Origin of the sequence: Planotetraspora sp. GP83, assembly GCF_041262585.1 — a bacterium.
GTDB lineage: Bacteria > Actinomycetota > Actinomycetes > Streptosporangiales > Streptosporangiaceae > JAOEGB01.
This window is the reverse complement of sequence record NZ_JBGCBZ010000018.1, coordinates 163422-181276: the sequence shown is the minus strand read 5'-3', so window position 1 is coordinate 181276 and position 17855 is coordinate 163422. Positions and strand designations below refer to the sequence as shown.

The window sequence follows — 17855 nt, the reverse complement described above, 5'->3', positions numbered from 1 at the left end:
CCAACCCGGCCACCTCACCTGGATCAGCCGCACCGGCCACCACTACCCGGTCACACCACCACCCATCACCGAACCCCTCCCCGAACCGATCACCCCCACCATCCCGCAAATCCCGGAAACCACGTCGGAAGACGACCTTCCACTCCCCTCCACCTGGGAATACGGCCCAGCATGGCTCGAAGAAACGCAGCCCCAGCAGCCGCCCGGCAGCCAGCCCACGCCAGCCGACCAGCAAGCGGCCGATGGACAGCAGCCGCCCGGGACCCGTTCACCAGACCCGGAAGCGGACATCCCACCCTTCTGAGATCAAAGAGGCCCCGTGGATGATGCCGGGCTTTGACTCGGCTGCGCGTCATCCGCAGCGGCGGGTACGGCCGCTCCTGACAGCAGTGACGCCGTGAAGACCGCCGCAAGCAGCCGCTTCCGCGAGGGCGGGACGCCGCTGTGTCCCTGAGACCGTGCTGAGCTGGGGGCTGAGCTGGGGGCTGAGCTGGGGGCTGAGCTCGGGTGGGGTGGGGCGACGGCGGATGGCGACCGGCACCGGTCGAACGGCCATCCCCCGACGCTGCGCCTGACATTCCGCCCTTCTGATCGCCATCACGGGTGGAGATTCGGGTGGCAGGGCGAGGAATCCGCCCCTCCAACCGGTCGGGAACGGCACCCGGATCCGGCACCACCCGCCGACGCCGGCTGCTGGATGCCGGGGACGAACGGGCCTGAGCAGACCATCGGCTGCGGCCTCAGTGGGGGGAATCGAGCTCTTCTCCGCGGGACGGCGAGGCCGTGTACCACGCACGCCCAAGCGCGCTCTAAGGACGCGCAAAGTACTGGATGTCGAGGTGTCACCACCCATTCAGGGGTGAATGTCAGGAAATGGGCGCTTACGTCCGGCTGCTGGCGCATGCCGAGGCTCGGGCGCATTCACGCCTTCCAGCATGCAGCCGGCACTCCCTGGGTGGGCCGGCCAGACGCCGGTGAGCCAGCCCGCCACACAGCACGATGAGCCAGTCGGAGCGGACGTAGCCCTTGAGGCTCGCGAAGAGGACCTCGCGACGGGACGCGATGTGACGGGGACGTGAGGAGACCGGGACGCGGGGAGATCTCGTGAAGGGATGAGGAGATGGCGAAGGCAGTAGGCATCGACCTCGGCACGACGAACTCGGTCATCGCGACCACAGAGGACGGCCACCCGACGGTCATTCCCAATGCCGAGGGATCGCGGACGACGCCCTCGGTCGTGGCGTTCACCGACCAGGGCGAGGTCTTGGTGGGCCAGATGGCGAGACGCCAGGCGATCCTGAACCCCAAAGGGACCATCTATTCCGCCAAGCGTTTCATCGGCCGGCGCTACGACGAGGTCCAGGATGAGATCAAGGCGGTGTCGTTCGACGTGGTGCCGGGGCCCGACGGCGCTGTCCGGTTCAAGGTCAAGGAGAAGCTGTACGCGCCGGAGGAGATCTCCGCGTTCGTGCTGAGGAAGCTGGTGTCGGACGCCGCGAAGTTCCTCGGGGAGAAGGTCACCGAGGCCGTCATCACCGTGCCCGCCTACTTCAACGACGCGCAACGGCAGGCGACCAAGGACGCCGGCAAGATCGCCGGGCTGGAGGTCCTGCGGATCATCAACGAGCCCACGGCCGCCGCCCTGGCGTACGGCCTGGACAAGAAGGCGAACGAGACGGTGCTCGTCTTCGACCTGGGCGGCGGGACCTTCGACGTCAGCATCCTCGACATCGGCGAAGGAGTGGTGGAGGTCCGCTCGACGTCCGGGGACACCCATCTGGGCGGGGACGACTTCGACCGCCGGATCGTGGACTATCTGGCCGACGAGTTCCAGCGTCAGGAGGGCATCGACCTGCGGCGCGATCCCCAGGCGCTGCAGCGGCTGTTCGAGGCGGCCGAAAAGGTCAAGGTGGAGCTGTCCTCGGTCACCCAGACGCAGGTCAGCCTGCCGTTCATCACGGCGGACGCCCACGGCCCCAAGCACCTGAACACCACGATCATGCGGTCGACCTTCGAGGAGATCACCCACGACCTGATCGAACGGCTCAGGCATCCGGTCGAGCAGGCCATGGCCGACGCCAAGCTCACCCAGGACGACCTCGACGAGGTCATCCTCGTCGGAGGCGCCACCCGCATGCCGGCCGTACAGCAGCTCGTGCGGCGCATGACCGGCAAGGAACCGAACATGACGGTCAACCCGGACGAGGTCGTGGCGCTCGGCGCCGGGGTCCAGGCGGCCATCATCAAGGGCGAGGTCCAGGACGTCGTGCTGCTCGACGTCACACCGCTGTCGCTCGGCGTCGAGACGCTCGGCGGGGTCATGACCAAGATCATTGAACGGAACACCACGATTCCTGCCCGCCGTACCGAGGTGTTCAGCACCGCTGAGGACAACCAGTCGGCCGTCGACGTCGTCATCCTGCAGGGCGAGCGTGAGCGGGCCGCCGACAACCGCGTCCTCGGCCGGTTCCGGCTGGAGAACATCAGGCCGGCGCCCCGGGGAGTCCCGCAGATCGAGGTCACCACCGACATCGACGCCAACGGCATCCTGAACGTGTCGGCCCGTGACAAGGACACGGGGGCGGAGCAGCGCATCACGATCAGCGAGAGCTCCAACCTCGACAGGAGCGAGATCGAGCGGATGATCGCCGACGCGGAGCGGCACCGTACGGAGGACGCCCAGCTCCGGCAGGCGATCGACGCCCGCAACGAGCTCGACTCGATCGCCTACCAGGTCGAGCGCCGCCTGACCGAGCTGGGGGACGCCGTGCCGGTTCATGAGAAGGCCCGGTCGGAGGCGCTGATCGCGGACGCGCGCCAGGCGGTGAAGGAGGAGGCGCCGATCGACCGGTTGCGGAGCCTGACCGCCGAGCTGCAGCAGGTCTACCACGGCCTCGGCGCGTCGGCGGCGGCCGCGCAGGCCCAGGCGGGACAGCCGGGCGCGGGACAGCCAGGACAAGCCGGGCAGTCTCAGGCCGGGCAACCAGTGTCGGACGAGGACGTCATCGACGCCGAGTTCACCAGCCCCGAGTGACATGGGCGCAGTGACATGAACGCGCGAAACGAGACCCCGCCCCCGGAGCCGGCCGAGCCCGGTCCGGAGTCAGAGCCGTCCGCCGGATCCGGCGCCGCCCAGGACTCCGCGTCCGAGGCGGTCGAGGCGTCACAGGCAGTCGAGGCGTCACAGGCAGTCGAGGCGTCACAGGCAGTCGAGGAGAGGCTGGCCGAGTTGCAGGACCGGTGGCTCCGAGCGGTGGCCGAGCTCGACAACCTGCGCAAGCGGATGGTCCGCGACCTCGAACGGCAGCGGCTCGACGAGCGGGCCCGTGTCGCGGCCGAATGGTTGCCGGTGATCGACAACCTGGAGCTGGCGCTCAAGCACGCGGACGCCGACGCGGGCGCCGTGATCGAGGGGGTCCGCGCCGTCCGTGACCAGGCGGTCGGTGTGCTGGGCCGCCTCGGGTTCCCGCGCAGGGAGGACGTCGGGACTCGGTTCGACCCGTCCCGGCACGAGGCCGTGAGCACCGTCGAGGACCCGGACGCCGAGCCGGGCACGGTCCTCGAGGTCGTACGGCCCGGCTACGGCGACGAAGGGCGGCAGCTTCGCCCGGCGTCGGTGATCGTGGCCACGAAAGTGGAGGACTGATGGCGGACCGCGACTTCTATGAGGCCCTCGGGGTTTCGAGGTCGGCCAGTCAGGAGGAGATCCAGCGGGCCTACCGCAAGCTCGCGCGGTCCTACCACCCGGACGTCAACAAGGACCCGGGCGCGGAAGACCGCTTCAAGGAGGTCTCGGAGGCCTACGAGGTGCTCTCCGACCCGGAGACGCGGCGCCGGTACGACGCGTTCGGGCGGGACTTCCGCCAGGTGCCCGAGGGCGTGGACCCGGCGACGTGGGCACGCGCCCGCCGAGCCGGAGCAGGGAGGGCCGGAGCCGGGTACGCCGGGGCGGGGGCCGGAAGGGCCCGCGGCCGGGGAGACGAGGAGATCAGGTTCAGCACGGGTGAGGGGATCGACATCGACCTCGAAGACCTGCTCGGCGGCATGTTCGGCGGCCGGGCGAGGGGCGGCGGCGGACCCGGCGGACCCGCGGGGTTCGGCGGGTGGGCCGGTCGCGGGTGGGGCCCGGTGCCGGGAGCCGACCAGGAGGCCGAGCTTCCGCTCACGGTCGAGGAGGCGTACCGCGGGGGCCGCCGCACGATCACCCTTCCCGGCGGCGGAGGCACGCGGACGCTCGACGTCAAGATCCCGGCGGGGGTCACCGACGGGCAGCGCATCAGGCTGGCGGGGCAGGGCGGCCAGGGCGGCGACGGGGGTCAGCCGGGCGATCTGTACCTGATCGTGCGGATCGCGGATCACCCGCGCTACCGGGTGGAGGGACGGGACATCCACGTCCAGCTGCCCCTCACCCCCTCCGAGGCCGCGCTGGGGGCGACCGTCGCGGTCGACACCCCGGGCGGAGAGGCCAAGGTCAAGGTCCCGCCGGGCACCTCGGGCGGCCGCCGTCTGCGCCTGCGCGGCCAGGGCATGCCCAACCCGCGCGGCAAGCCCGGAGACCTGCTCGCCGAGGCCCGGATCATGGTGCCGCCCACGCTGAGCGACGAGGAGCGACGCCTCTACGAGCGGCTCGCCAGCCTGTCGACCTTCAACCCCAGAACTCCGAGCAACCCCAGAACTCCGAGCAATCCCAGGACGAGCAACCCCAGGACTCCGAGGACCCGGCCATGACCGACTCCGCCCACCCGCTCGTACGGCTCTCGCACGCGAACCTGGAGTCCTTCTCGGCGGTGACCGGGCTGCATCCCGAGATGGTGCGCCGGCTGGTGGCGCTCGGCCTGATCGAGGCCTGGCGGGACTCGGCCGGCGACCTGTGCATCCCCTTATCCCAGGTCTCCGCCGTGGCCAGGATGCGCCGCCTGCGCGCCGGGCTGGCCCTCAACTACGCCTCCCTGGGCCTGGTGATGGACCTCCTTGACCGCATCGCTGAGCTGGAGGCCGCTCTGCGATCCCGCTCCAGAACCACCGGAGGCAAGACGTGGACCCCAACCGCCTGACGCAGAAGTCACAGGAAGCCCTGCACGACGCCCAGACCAAGGCGATCCGGTACGGGCATACTGAGGTCGACGGCGAGCACCTCCTGCTCGCGCTGCTCACGCAGCCGGAAGGGCTGGTCCCCCGCCTGCTCTCGGCCACCGGAGCCGACCCGGAGAAGCTCCGCCTGGAGCTGGAGGCCGAGCTGGAGCGGCGGCCGCGCGTCAGCGGCCCCGGCGCCGCCCCCGGCCAGGTCTACCTCACCCAGCGGCTGTCGCGCCTGCTCGACACCGCCGACCGGGAGGCCAGGCGGCTCAAGGACGAATACGTCTCGGTCGAGCATCTGCTGCTCGCGCTGCTCGACGAGGGGGCCGAGACCCCGTCAGGCCGGCTGCTCCAGGGGCACGGGCTGACCCGGGAGCGCTTCCTGGAGGTGCTCACCCAGGTGCGCGGCAACCAGCGGGTGACCTCGGCCACCCCCGAGGTCGCCTACGAGGCCCTGGAGAAGTACGGCCGGGACCTCGTGGCCGCCGCGCTGTCGGACAAGCTCGATCCCGTGATCGGCCGGGACGCCGAGATCCGCCGGGTGATCCAGATCCTGTCCCGCAAGACCAAGAACAACCCGGTCCTCATCGGCGACCCCGGAGTGGGCAAGACCGCCATCGTAGAGGGGCTGGCGCAGCGCATCGCCCGGGGCGACGTCCCCGAGGGGCTGAAGGACAAGACGGTCTTCAGCCTCGACATGGGCGCCCTCATCGCGGGGGCGAAATACCGCGGCGAGTTCGAGGAGCGGCTGAAGGCCGTCCTGACGGAGGTGAAGGCCTCGGAGGGCCGGATCCTGCTGTTCGTCGACGAGGTGCACAACGTCGTCGGGGCGGGCGCGGCGGAGGGGGCGATGGACGCGGGCAACATGCTGAAGCCGATGCTGGCCCGCGGCGAGCTCCACCTGGTCGGCGCCACCACGGTCGCCGAATACCGCAAGTACATCGAGAAGGACGCCGCCCTGGAGCGCCGCTTCCAGCCCGTCGTCGTGGACGAGCCCTCGGTCGAGGACTCCGTCTCCATCCTGCGCGGGCTGCGCGAGCGCCTGGAGGTGTTCCACGGCGTGAAGATCACCGACAGCGCCATCGTGGCCGCCGTCATCCTGAGCCACCGTTACATCTCCGACCGGTTCCTTCCCGACAAGGCGATCGACCTGGTCGACGAGGCGTGCGCGATGCTCCGTACGGAGATCGACTCCATGCCGGCCGAGCTGGACGAGCTCACCCGCCGCGTGATGCGCCTGGAGATCGAGGAGGCGGCCCTCGCCAAGGAGGACGACCCGGCGAGCCGGGGGCGGCTGGAGGCCCTGCGCAGAGAGCTCGCCGATCTGCGCGCGCAGGCGGACGCCATGCGCGCCCAGTGGGAGGCCGAACGGCATGCCGTACGCCGGGCGCAGTCGCTGCGCCAGGAGATCGAGACGGTGCGCCGCGAGGCGGAGCACGCCCAGCGGATCTACGACCTCAGCCGCGCCGCCGAGCTGACCCACGGCAGGCTCCCGGAGCTGGAGCGGAAGCTCAAGGCGGCCGAGGAGCAGCTCGAATCCAAGCAGGGCGGCCACCGGCTCCTGCGCGAGGTCGTGACGGAGGAGGAGATCGCGGACATCGTGTCCCGCTGGACGGGCATTCCGGTCAGCCGTCTCCAGGAGGGCGAGCGGGAGAAGCTGCTGCGGCTCGACGAGATCCTCCACGAGCGGGTGATCGGCCAGGACGAGGCCGTCCGGCTGGTCTCGGATGCGATCATCCGGGCGAGGTCGGGGATCAAGGACCCGCGCCGGCCCATCGGGTCGTTCATCTTTCTGGGCCCGACCGGCGTCGGGAAGACCGAGCTGGCCAAGGCGCTCGCCGAGGCGCTGTTCGACACCGAGGACAACATGGTCCGCGTCGACATGAGCGAGTATCAGGAGCGGCACACCGTCAGCCGGCTGGTGGGAGCGCCCCCCGGCTACGTCGGCTACGAGGAGGGCGGCCAGCTCACCGAGGCCGTGCGGCGCAAGCCGTACTCCGTCGTGCTGTTCGACGAGATCGAGAAGGCGCACGCGGACGTGTTCAACGCGCTGCTCCAGGTGCTCGACGACGGGCGGCTCACCGACGCGCAGGGCCGTACGGTCGACTTCCGCAACACCGTGATCATCATGACGTCGAACATTGGGTCGCCCTACCTGATGGACGGCGTCACGCCCCGGGGGGAGATCGAACCGGAGGCGAGAGATCTGGTCATGGCCGACCTGCGCGGGCGGTTCCGGCCGGAGTTCCTCAACCGCATCGACGAGATCGTGCTGTTCAAGCCGCTGACGCAGCCGGAGATCGAGCAGATCGTCTCGCTGATGTTCAACGACATCAGGGCGCGGCTGGCCGACCGCCGGATGACGCTGGAGGTCACCGAGCCCGCGCTGCGGTTCATCGCCGAGCAGGGCTTCGACCCCGTCTACGGGGCCAGGCCGCTGCGCCGGTTCATCGCCCGCGAGGTCGAGACCCGCGTCGCGCGGGCGCTGGTCGCCGGGGACGTCCTCGACGGCGCGGTCATCCGCGTGGACCTGTCTCGGGACGAGCTCGTGGTGTCCTTCGAGAACCCGGAGGCCTGACGATGGCGTCGAAGAGCCTCTAGCCGATCCACTGCCCGGCGTAGACGGACGCGGTCATCGCGGGCCGCGGCCCAGCGATCATGCACATCCCCTCGGGCAGCCCGGTGACGACGGGATCGCCGAAGCCGTCGTCCACCTCCACGGTGATCCGCGTCCCGGCGAGGGGCAGGCGGGAGATCCGCAGCGAGCCGAACCCGTCCGGCAGGACCGGTGCGATCCAGAGCTTGCCGCGTGGCACCCACGGGTCCAGGCGCAGGAGGACCCGCACGAGCTGGATCGGCGTGGCCGACGCCCACGCCTGCGGAGAGCACGAGGTCGGGTACGGCACGGGCACGGGGAACTCATCGCGGTCGAACCCGCAGAACAGCTCCGGCAGCCGCCCGTTGAAGGCCCGGGCCGCGTCGAGCAGGCCGAGGACGATGGTCTGGGCCTCCTCGATGAAGCCGTACCGCATGAGCCCGGCGGCCGTCAGCGCGTTGTCATGCGGCCACACCGACCCGTTGTGGTAGCTCATCGGGTTGTAGGCGCCCATGTCCGCGGCCAGGGTCCGCACGCCGAAGCCGGTGAACATCGCGGGTGACATGAGACGCTCGGCCACCTGTCCGGCCTTGTCCCGGTCGACGATGCCGGACCACAGGCAGTGGCCCATGTTGGAGCCGAGGCCGTCGATGGGCCGTCCGTCCCGGTCCAGGCCCATGGCGTAGTAGCCCCGGTCCGGCAGCCAGAACCTCTCGTTGAACGCCTCGCGCAGCTCCGCCGCCTTGACCGCGTAGCGCCTCTCTGCCTCGGCGTCTCCCTCCTCCCGCGCGAAGTAGTGCCGGGCGAGGTAGGCCGCGTAGACGTAGCCCTGCACCTCGGCGAGGGCGATCGGCGGCCGGGCGATCGCGCCGTCGGCGAAGTTGATCCCGTCGAAGGAGTCCTTCCAGCCCTGGTTGACCAGGCCCTGGTCGGTCTTGCGGCGATACCACAGGAAGCCGTCCCGCATGCCGTACCGCTCGATCCAGTCCAGCGCCGCGTCGGCGTGCGGCAGGAGCTTCTCCACCACGTCATGGTGCATCCCCCAGCGGCGCAGCTCCCCGAGCAGCACCACGAACAGCGGCGTGGCGTCGACCGACCCGTAGTAGGCCCGCGCGCCCGGATCCGAGGGGGCCGTGCTCACGCCATACCGCAGCTCGTGCATGATCTTCCCGGGCTCCTCCTCCGTGAGAGGGTCGGCCTTGACCCCCTGGAGCCGGGCCAGGCGGCGGAGCGTGCCGACGGCGAGGTTCTGGTCGAGCGGCAGGGCGAGCCACGAGGTCAGCAGCGAGTCACGCCCGAACAGCGTCATGAACCAAGGCGCCCCGGCCGCGATCGACGGCGGCTCGTCCGGGTAGTCCGGATCGAACAGCCGCAGCGACCCGAGGTCGGTCCGCGATCTGTCCAGGATTGTGGCCAGCGTCGTGTTGGAGGTGGTGATGGCTCCGGTGTCCACCTCCCACTCGCACAGCCACCGCGCGGCCTCCGCCTGCTGCGGCAGGCACGCGGCCGAGAACCAGGGCTCCGACTCCACACCGTCGATGATGGGATTCGCCTGCAGGCACAGCCGCACGTCACCCCTGGCGGGCACGACCACGCGGAAGACGAGCAGTCCGGGCGGCACGGCCAGCACGGGCGTGTCCTCGCCGCCGACCACGACGCGAACGCCCCTCCCCCGGCTGACCGAGAAGAGGCGCAGCGCCCGCTCCTCAGAGGTCGCCTCCACGTCGGTGACCCTGCAGATGTGGTTGGTCTTCACCTCGAACAGGTCGCAGACCTCGGAGGCGATGTTCAGCGACGCCACGCATCCGGCCGGCTCGTCGGAGAGGTTCCGCAGGACGATGTCCTCGCACATGCCCCCTCCCGTGAAGCGGTCCCTGATCACGAGCAGCGTGCTCTCGGCCTGCCCGGGGCGCCGGGTGGCGCGGCCGATGAAGGTCGCGTGGTACGGCTCGGCCACCAGGACCTGCAGTTCCTCGACCGGGGCGTCGTCGATGCGCAGCTCCCACCGGGACAGCAACCGGGTGTCGGCGAAGAAAACGCCCTGCGCCCCTCCCTGGAGGATGTCCCCGTTGCGCGCGGAGACACAGAAGGAGCCTCCCGCGACAAGCGTCATGGTCGCCTCGCCGAGCGCTCTCGGCTGCCCTTCGAATGTCCATCCATCCACGATTACGGCCCTCTCGTCCGATTTCGTGCTGTTTGGCCCTACTACTTGCCTGCTGGGCGATTTTACGCGGACGGGTGGCTGGGCGCGAGGCCGCCACCCTCCGCCGGGATCCTCAAGCACATCCTTTTGCCGGGCCTTGACCTGCGGTTTCTTAGTCTTCGGGCCATGCACAAGTGGGTCGGCGTGAACGGCTACGAGGTGGACGTGATCGTCCTGGACGGCTGCCAGGTCCTCCGGGTTCGTCACCTCGGTTACCACATCGCCTTCTGCGGCTCGGTGACCGAGGTCGCCCGCTACGTCGACCTCGCGGAGCTCGTCGAGGTCGCGGATCTCCCCCAGCAGCCGACCGCCTGAGCTCTTTTCCGGCCGGTACGGCACGCGTGCGACATCTGTGTAACCCTCCGGGCAATCCGGATGCCGGTCCCGCTCCGAAGCGCCTACGTTGGTGGCGACCTGGCGGCCAGGAGGGTGCATGAGGGCTAAACGGGCGTTGCGTCTCGCGGACGGGCAGGGCCCCGGAACCGAGCGGCAGAGCGGCTCCGAGGGCGGATCGGGCCCCGAGGAGCTGCTGGAGCGGGTGGCCCGCGGAGACCGCGCCGCCTTCGAGCATCTCTACGGCCTCGTGGCCGGGCCGGTCTACGGACTGGTGCTCCGTGTTCTCCGCGATCCCGCCCAGAGCGAGGAGGTCGCCCAGGAGGTGCTCGTGGAGATCTGGCGCAGCGCCGCCCGATACGAGCGGGCTCGCGGCTCGGCGATGTCGTGGGTGATGACGATCGCCCACCGCCGCGCGGTGGACCGGGTCCGCACCGCCCAGTCGGCCGTGGACCGGGAGGACCGGGCGGCGCGGCTGGAGGTGCGGCGGCCGTTCGACGAGGTGGCCGAGTCGGTGGAGGGCCGTCTGGAACGCGAACGGCTACGCCGGTGCCTGGACGGCCTGACAGAGTTGCAGCGCGAATCGGTGACTTTCGCCTATTACGGCGGATACTCCTACCGTGAGGTCTCCGAGCTTCTGAAGGTGCCGCTCGCGACGGTGAAGACGCGGATGCGCGACGGCCTGATCCGGATGCGCGACTGCATGGGGGTGGAACGGTGAGCAACGAGACGCGCAGTCGCGACCCGCACACGCTGGCGGGCGCTTACGCCCTGGACGCCATCGACGACGACGCCGACCGCCTGCGGTTCGAGGATCACCTGGCCCGGTGCGCCGAATGCGCTCAGGAGCTGCGCGGCCTGGTGGAGACGGCCGCCCGGCTCGGCCAGGCCGCGGCCGTGGAGCCTCCGGCCGCGCTGCGCGAGCGGGTGATGGCGGAGATCGGCCAGGTCCGGCAGCTGCCCCCGCTCCTGCTGCCCGGCTCCTCGGGTCCGGGCCCGTCGCCGTTCACCCGCTGGTGGCCTCGTCTCGCCGCCGGACTCGCCGCGGCGTGCCTGATCGCGGCGGCGGCTCTGGGAGCGGTCGTGATCAAGACCCGTGACCAGCTCGAACAGGCCAGGGCCGGCAATCGCCAGATCGCGGCGGTCCTGGCGGCACCGGACGCCCGCACGGTGACCGGCACCGGCGTGGACGGCCGCGGCGCGACAGGGACCGTGGTGGTCTCCCGGTCGCAGGGCCGGCTGGTGTTCGTCTCCAGCGGGCTGGCCGCCCTCCCGGACGGCAAGACCTACCAGCTCTGGGAGATCACCTCCGGGCGGATGCGATCGGCCGGGCTGCTGCGCCCGGACGACTCGGGGGACATCCCGCCTGTCGTCGCCGCCGGGGCCGGCCGGGCCGATCAGGTCGGCCTCACGGTCGAGCCCGCCGGGGGCTCGGCGCAGCCCACCACCCGGCCGCTTCTCCTCCTGGACCTGCGCACCGCCTGACCTGCGCCCACTGAACCGGCCGGCGACGGCCAGGGTCAGACCCGTCACCCCGCCACCGTCACCTGCCCGTCCGCCGGCCCCGGCCCTCCCGGCCGGGGTCGGCGCGCGTCTGGCTGGGCCTCCAGCTTTCCCGCCGCCGCGCCAATCCGAGCGGGAAGGCGCTCCGAAGGCGTGTCGTGAACATCGGAAAGCCCCCCGTCCGAGGGCGCGGCGCGGGCCGGGCGCTCGGTGCGCTGTGCGGAGTGGCGGCCGTGGCGGCGGCGCTGGGGGCCGCGGAACTGACCGCCGCTCTCCTCCGAGCGCAGGCCGGTCCCCTGGTCGCGGTGGGGTCCGCGTTCATCGACCTGGCCCCTCGCCGGCTGAAAGACGCCGCGATCCGCGCCTTCGGGGCCGACGACAAGCTCGTGCTCCTGATCGGGCTGGCGGCCACGGTGCTGGCGGTCGCGGCCGTGGCGGGCCTCGCCGCGCGCCGCCGCCCCCGTCTAGCGCCGGCCGTTCCGGCGGCCCTCGGGCTGACGGCGGCCGCCGCCGCGCTGTCCCGGCCCGGGGCGGTCCCCGCCGACGCGCTGCCCTCCTTGGTCGCGGCCGTTGTCGGCGCGCTGGCGCTCCGCCTTCTGCTCAGCTCCCTGAGCCGGCGGGCCGTGCGCCCCTCTCAGCTGCCTCCTGTCCCGGAGACCGGTACGACGGCGCCGGGGCAGGAGGCGTCCTCGCCGTCCACGCCGGGCCCCCCTGACGGCGTCGTGCCCGGCCCCCTTGAGGGCGGGCTCTCCGATCGGCGGGCGTTACTCCGCGCGGGTACGGCGACGCTGGCCTTCGCCGCCCTCACCGGAGGGACCGGACGCGCGATCACGGCCGCCCGCGACAGCGCCGCGCGCGGGGCCGGCCTCGTGCTCCCGCGACCCGCGGAGCCCGCCCCGCCTCTCGCCCCGGGCAGCGACCTCCGCATCCCCGGCCTCAGCCCGTTCACGACGCCCGATGACGGCTTCTACCGGGTCGACACCGCGCTCGTGATCCCACGCGTCCCGCCCCGCGACTGGCGGCTACGCGTCCACGGCCTGGTGGAGCGGCCCGTCGAGCTCACCTTCGAGGAGGTGCTCGGCCGCCCGCTGATCGAGCGGGACATCACCCTGACCTGCGTGTCCAACGAGGTCGGCGGGCCGTACGCCGGGAACGCGCGCTGGCTCGGCATCGACCTCGCCGCGCTGCTCCGAGAGGCGGGGGTGCGCGCGGGGGCCGATCAGATCCTGTCGCGCTCCGCCGACGGCTGGACCTGCGGGACGCCGGTGGAGACCGTTCTGGACGGCCGCGCCGCGCTGCTCGCCGTCGGCATGAACGGCCGGGCGCTGCCTCCGGCGCACGGCTTCCCGGCAAGGTTGATCGTCCCCGGCCTGTACGGGTACGTCTCGGCGACCAAGTGGGTGACGGAAATCAAGCTCACCCGGTTCGCCGACGAGCGGGCCTACTGGGCGGCGCGGGGCTGGGCCGAACGGGCGCCCGTCAAAACCGCCTCCCGCATCGAGGTGCCCAAGCCGTTCGCCCGGTTGCGGGCCGGGCCGGCGGTCATCGCCGGAGTCGCCTGGGCCCAGCACCGGGGCGTGGCCGCCGTCGAGGTGCGCGTGGACGGCGGGCCGTGGCGGCAGGCCCGGCTGGCGCCCTCCCCGGGCCCCGACACCTGGCGCCAGTGGCACATGACCTGGGACGCCACCCCCGGCGACCACCGCCTGGAGGTCCGCGCCACCGACGCCGCCGGGCTCACCCAGACCGCCGACCGCGTGCCGCCGTTCCCCAGCGGCGCGACAGGCAGGCATTCGGTCCTCGTGACCGTCCTCTGACCCCCTCCCGTCCACCATTCACTCATCACGAAGGAAACCACTATGAAGACCCGTCTTCTCGCCCTCTCCGCTCTCACCGTGGCGCTTTCACTCACCACGGCGTGCGGCGGCAGCGGCGCCGGTGACAGCGCAGACAACGGCGCGGGCAACGGCGCGGGCAACGGCGCCGCGGCTCCGGCGGCGAACGGCGCCGCGTCCGCCGCGGCCACGCGGTCCACCATGGCCGCGGCGCCGTTCGGCGCCGCCTGCTCCGCCGTGCCAGCTTCCGGAAAGGGCAGCTTCGCGGGGATGGCGGCCGATCCAGTGGCCACCGCCGCGTCAAACAACCCCGTGCTGTCCACCCTGGTCACCGCGGTGAAGAAGGCCGGGCTGGTCGACACGCTCAACGCGGCCGACGGGATCACGGTGTTCGCGCCCACCAACGACGCGTTCGCCAAGATCCCCAAGCAGCAGCTCGACCAGGTCCTCGCCGACCAGAAGACCCTCACGAGCATCCTGACCTACCACGTGGTCAAGGGGCGTAAGACACCCGCCGACCTGCGGAACGGCTCTTTCCCGACCCTGCAGGGCGGCGACGTCACCGCCACCGGCTCCGGCGAGAGCTTCACGATCAACAACGACGCCAAGGTGGTCTGCGGCGACGTCACCACCCGCAACGCCACCGTCTACATCATCGACACGGTGCTGATGCCCAAGAAGTGACGACCGGTGAGTGATCCAGGGAGGGGTGAGCCAGAGGACCGGCTCACCCCTTCCCGGTCACACCCGGCGATGCGCCGCCGGCTGACGGTGGTGTCGTGGAGCGGCATTCCGTGTCCGCGGGCCGTACACATTGAACGACTGGGCCACCTGCTGCCCCTTGAGCTGAGGCAGGGACAGCGGGTTGACGGGGGTGGCGGACACGCCGTCGCTGGACATCGGCACGAAGACGACATTCGGCGACTCGGGATCGACGACGGGCATCTTGAACTTCTTCGGGCTCCGGGTCTGGATCTTGATCGGCGCCACCGCGGGCGGCTTCGCCGCCGTCTCCTTGAGCTGGGCGCTCCCGCCTTCCGGCCGAAGCGCCATCTCGTGTGCGCCCATCTCGGGCGTCATCTCCGGCGCCGTCTCCGGGGCTCCCTCAGGAACCGAGGACGACCCGGCGGGCTGATCCGGCTTGGAGCCGTCGTTCACCTGCACGGGCAGAGTGACGAGCTGGTGCCCCGCCGGCCGGGTCTGGCCCTTCTCGTAATCGTCGAGTGCCTTTCTGGCCTTCTCGATCTTGGCGGCGACGCTCTTCGGCACCGTCGGGGCCGGGTCGGCGGGCCTGGCCGCCGGTCCGGCCAGGAGCGCGGCGGCGAAAACGGCAGTACAGATTGGCATGATGCTCCCCCAAGGTCATGGACCGTACGAGGAAGACGGTAAGCATCCCATGCCCGTGTGATCACGCACCTGGCGGCCAATGTCCGGTCAAACGGTCAGCCGACCTCGATATTGGTCACTCCGGCCGTGGCGCCGACGACGAAGTTGCCCTGCCGGACCACGTTCGGGTGGTCCGCGCACTGCGGCTGGTTGGTGATGTAGAAGGCGTAGCTGCCGACTCCGCCGAGGTCGGAGTAGTTGCCCGTGAAGACGTTGCCGCAGCCATAGCCCTGGCCGTACTGCTCGTGGGTCTCGTATCCGTTGGCGAAGACCGATCCCGGCGTGGCGCTGTAGCTCCCGCGGTTGCCGGTGATCTCGTAGAAGCTGCCCTTGATGTCGAGCCAGCTGTCCGCCGAGTTCTCGCCGCTCAGGCCGCGCCCGTCGAAGACGTTGCCGATGACCGAGCCGGAGACCGTCCCTTCCTTGATGTCGATGTGCTCGGCCGCGATCCCCGGGCCGAACCGGTTGCCGATCACCCGCACGCGGTCGCTCCGGTCGGGCGTGCCCGCGCCCGCCTCGCCGTAGCAGCGCCAGTTGCCGAACGCCGAGCCGATGTAGACGCCCTCGCCGATGCCGGGCTTCTCGACGCCGGTGTCGTAGATCCGCGAGCCGATGATCGCACTGTCGGTGGTGGACGCCCGGAAGTGGACGCCCTCCTCCTGAATGTCGTAGACCGTGACCCCACTGATGATCACGTCGGTCGACCGGTCGATCACGATGCCCTTCTTGGAGTGGGCGATCGTGAGCCCCTGGACCCGCCAGTGGCTCGCGCCGTACAGCCAGAGGCCGTAGGCCGAGTGCGCCCCGGGGGCGGGACAGGGCAGCGGCGTCTGCTCGAACCAGTCGTTGACCAGCACCGCCTTCGCGGAGCCGCGCAGGGTGATGGGGGCGGCGGCGGTGCCGGACACCGTGGCGACCGTCTCCCCCCGGTACTCGCCGTCGGCAAGCTGGATGACGTCGCCGGGCTGCGCCGTCCGCACCGCCTCCGCGAGCTCGGCCGAGGTGCCGACCGGCACAAGGCGGTACGGCTTGGCCTGGGCGGCGGCCGGGACCGCGGCGGCGACCAGGACGACCGCGGTCATGACGCTTACGGCTAAGCCGCCCAACCGGCGGAAACGGCGCATGACAAACCCCTCACTATTCACATGTGTGAACGACAGTCAGGATGCTGAACAGCCGTAAATGTAAGAATCCTTAACGAAAGTGTCAAGGGATCCCGCGCGGCCACGGCCCCACGCGCCGTGGCGGCACCTCCGGCAGAGGGATCGCCCCAGGTCAGGCATAGGCTGCTGTACACACCCAGTTCTGTCACCCGACGGAGGTGAGACAGAGTGGACGACTTCCGGGTTTCCATAGCACTGCGGCACCCCTTCGCGATCATCGCGGTGGCCGGAGAGCTCGACATCGCCACCATCGACCAGTTCCGGACACAGGTCGAGGCGCTCCTCGCCCAGGAGATCCCACGGCTGGTGTTCGACCTGTCCCAGCTCCGCTTCATCGACAGCAGCGGGATGCAGGTCATCTTCGAGGCCTACCACCATCTGGGGCGGGGCGACCATGTCTCCGTCTGCGGCCTGACGCCCATCGTGCGGAAGGTGTTCGACGTCCTCGGGCTCACCGGCCAGATCGCCATCTACCAGACCTGCGAGGACGCCGTCTCCCAGGCGGCCCACGGCTGAATCCCCGGTTCCGTCACCTCACGGCTCGATCAGAGCTTTCATTGGCTGCCAAGGCGAGGCGTCGAACACCAGCATGATCGAGACGATCTTGCCGGCGTCCAGGCGGAAGTGCTCGGCTGTGCGCTGGACGCCGGCCGGTGTCGCGGTATGCACGTCATAGACGAGCGTCGCTTCCGCTTCACCGTACAGCTCGCTGATCAGCTCGACCCCGGTCACGATCGACACGAACCCCGGCAACGTCGCCAGATGCCCCGTCCGGTCGTCGGAGCTGATGAATGGGCTCTGGAATCGAAACGGCTCTCCCAGGTGCGCGGCGGCTGCCGCGATGTCGCCGCGGAAGCGGGCCTGGTGATACCCGCGTACGGCGCGGCGAGTTTGTTCACGAGTCGTCAGGGTCATGGCTGGGCTCCGATCTGGCGAAGGTGGTCGGCGAGGCGATGCTGATTGGTGGCCAGCCGCAGGCACATGTCGCGGAAGAGGACCAGTTCTTCCGGCGTGAACCCCCGGAACATCGCCCGCATTGCGAGCTGCGACGGCCGGCGGAACGCCTCGATCCACGCCCGACCGGCGGGTGTGATCTCGGCCAGGACTGACCGTCGATCCCCCGGGGCGGGGACCCGGCGGACCAGCCCGTCGCGCTCCAGCGTGTCCACCAGGCCGGTGACATTACGGGAACTGACGCCGGCGGCGCGGGCGAGCTCGCCGATGCTGATCCCCTGGTCGCTGCCGCTGAGCCGGATCAGCAGGTCGAGGGCGCCGGCGCTGACCCCCCTGCCCTCAGAGCCATGCGCGCGCATGCGCTCGATGGCGTGGTAGGCGGTGCGGACGGCGGCGGCCGCCTCAACAGGGAGCAGGTCGTCCTCGCCGTCAGCGAACTGGGTCATCGCCGCCCTGACACGGGGATCGTAGAGGAACCCGCCCGAATCAGACTCAAAGATATGTACATCGTTCATAGTAAAAATCTAGATTAGTACGTACTTCCAAAACTCGCCAACGCTCGATGAGTCATGCGCCAATAGTTGATATTGATGGGCGTCGCTCGCCATCGACTGGGACGCCCCTGTCGCCGACGCCCCGCAAGCGTCCCCCAGCCGGACATAGCGGCCCACGCCGTCAGGCCTGACCCAGCAGCACGCGGAACACCGTCCGGCCGGGGCGGCTTTCCAGGTCCCTTTCGAGGTTCACGGGTGCCGCCGTGGGCGGCCACCACCGCGCGGACGATGGATAGCCCGAGGCCGCTGCCGCCG

Annotated in this window: 16 protein-coding genes and 1 pseudogene; 12 read left to right on the top strand and 5 right to left on the bottom strand. The window is 70.7% G+C overall.

Annotated elements, in window-relative coordinates; genetic code table 11:
- The 6 genes and pseudogenes from ABH927_RS24425 to clpB form a co-directional block, all read left to right on the top strand.
- Nucleotides 1–304 (top strand): annotated as a pseudogene (locus ABH927_RS24425) (hypothetical protein); the annotation flags it as partial.
- Nucleotides 305–1120: 816 nt separating this feature from the next.
- Entirely contained in the window at nt 1121–3034 is a 1914-nt protein-coding gene (gene dnaK / locus ABH927_RS24420; protein WP_370024924.1) for a molecular chaperone DnaK, read from the top strand.
- A 15-nt stretch (nt 3035–3049) separates the two neighbouring features.
- Nucleotides 3050–3646 (top strand): nucleotide exchange factor GrpE, encoded by a 597-nt coding sequence (locus ABH927_RS24415; protein ID WP_370024922.1) that lies wholly within the window; start codon nt 3050–3052, stop codon nt 3644–3646.
- Nucleotides 3646–4728, top strand: a complete 1083-nt coding sequence (locus tag ABH927_RS24410) for a DnaJ C-terminal domain-containing protein (RefSeq protein ID WP_370024921.1) — start codon at nt 3646–3648, stop codon at nt 4726–4728. The genes ABH927_RS24415 and ABH927_RS24410 overlap by 1 nt, the downstream gene beginning before the upstream one ends.
- Nucleotides 4725–5054: a chaperone modulator CbpM gene (locus ABH927_RS24405; RefSeq protein ID WP_370024919.1), complete on the top strand. Its 330-nt coding sequence runs from the start codon at nt 4725–4727 to the stop codon at nt 5052–5054. The genes ABH927_RS24410 and ABH927_RS24405 overlap by 4 nt, the downstream gene beginning before the upstream one ends.
- Nucleotides 5036–7654 (top strand): ATP-dependent chaperone ClpB, encoded by a 2619-nt coding sequence (gene clpB / locus ABH927_RS24400; protein ID WP_370024918.1) that lies wholly within the window; start codon nt 5036–5038, stop codon nt 7652–7654. The genes ABH927_RS24405 and clpB overlap by 19 nt, the downstream gene beginning before the upstream one ends.
- Before the next feature lie 19 nt (nt 7655–7673).
- On the opposite strand, the gene ABH927_RS24395 is transcribed toward clpB, so the two are convergent.
- A complete protein-coding gene (locus ABH927_RS24395; RefSeq protein ID WP_370024916.1) occupies nt 7674–9836 on the bottom strand; it encodes a glycogen debranching N-terminal domain-containing protein in 2163 nt (720 codons plus the stop codon).
- Nucleotides 9837–10001: 165 nt separating this feature from the next.
- Between ABH927_RS24395 and ABH927_RS24390 the strand changes: the two genes are divergently transcribed.
- The 5 genes from ABH927_RS24390 to ABH927_RS24370 all read left to right on the top strand — a co-directional run bounded on the left by ABH927_RS24390 (nt 10002) and on the right by ABH927_RS24370 (nt 14227).
- A complete protein-coding gene (locus tag ABH927_RS24390) occupies nt 10002–10190 on the top strand; it encodes a transposase (protein ID WP_370024915.1) in 189 nt (62 codons plus the stop codon).
- Nucleotides 10191–10308: 118 nt separating this feature from the next.
- On the top strand, nt 10309–10929 hold the full coding sequence (gene sigK / locus ABH927_RS24385; RefSeq protein ID WP_370024914.1) for an ECF RNA polymerase sigma factor SigK: 621 nt from the start codon (nt 10309–10311) through the stop codon (nt 10927–10929).
- The gene (locus tag ABH927_RS24380; RefSeq protein WP_370024913.1) at nt 10926–11693 is read left to right on the top strand and encodes an anti-sigma factor domain-containing protein; all 768 of its coding nucleotides are present in this window, start codon (nt 10926–10928) and stop codon (nt 11691–11693) included. Before sigK ends, ABH927_RS24380 begins: the two co-directional genes overlap by 4 nt.
- Before the next feature lie 176 nt (nt 11694–11869).
- Nucleotides 11870–13525: a molybdopterin-dependent oxidoreductase gene (locus ABH927_RS24375; protein ID WP_370024911.1), complete on the top strand. Its 1656-nt coding sequence runs from the start codon at nt 11870–11872 to the stop codon at nt 13523–13525.
- A gap of 42 nt (nt 13526–13567) precedes the next feature.
- Nucleotides 13568–14227, top strand: coding sequence for a fasciclin domain-containing protein (locus tag ABH927_RS24370; RefSeq protein ID WP_370024909.1), 660 nt, complete (start codon nt 13568–13570; stop codon nt 14225–14227).
- A gap of 57 nt (nt 14228–14284) precedes the next feature.
- Here the strand turns inward: ABH927_RS24370 and ABH927_RS24365 are convergent, their stop codons facing one another.
- A complete protein-coding gene (locus ABH927_RS24365; protein WP_370024907.1) occupies nt 14285–14890 on the bottom strand; it encodes a hypothetical protein in 606 nt (201 codons plus the stop codon).
- Nucleotides 14891–14985: 95 nt separating this feature from the next.
- Nucleotides 14986–16011 (bottom strand): right-handed parallel beta-helix repeat-containing protein, encoded by a 1026-nt coding sequence (locus tag ABH927_RS24360; protein WP_370024905.1) that lies wholly within the window; start codon nt 16009–16011, stop codon nt 14986–14988.
- Between the two features lie 249 nt (nt 16012–16260).
- On the opposite strand from ABH927_RS24360, the gene ABH927_RS24355 reads away from it, so the two are divergent.
- Nucleotides 16261–16608, top strand: coding sequence for an STAS domain-containing protein (locus tag ABH927_RS24355; RefSeq protein WP_370024903.1), 348 nt, complete (start codon nt 16261–16263; stop codon nt 16606–16608).
- A gap of 18 nt (nt 16609–16626) precedes the next feature.
- Here ABH927_RS24355 and ABH927_RS24350 read toward each other — a convergent pair whose 3' ends face one another.
- Nucleotides 16627–17007: a hypothetical protein gene (locus tag ABH927_RS24350; RefSeq protein WP_370024902.1), complete on the bottom strand. Its 381-nt coding sequence runs from the start codon at nt 17005–17007 to the stop codon at nt 16627–16629.
- Nucleotides 17004–17561, bottom strand: a complete 558-nt coding sequence (locus ABH927_RS24345) for a MarR family winged helix-turn-helix transcriptional regulator (RefSeq protein ID WP_370024900.1) — start codon at nt 17559–17561, stop codon at nt 17004–17006. Before ABH927_RS24345 ends, ABH927_RS24350 begins: the two co-directional genes overlap by 4 nt.
- Between the last annotated feature and the right edge of the window lie 294 nt (nt 17562–17855).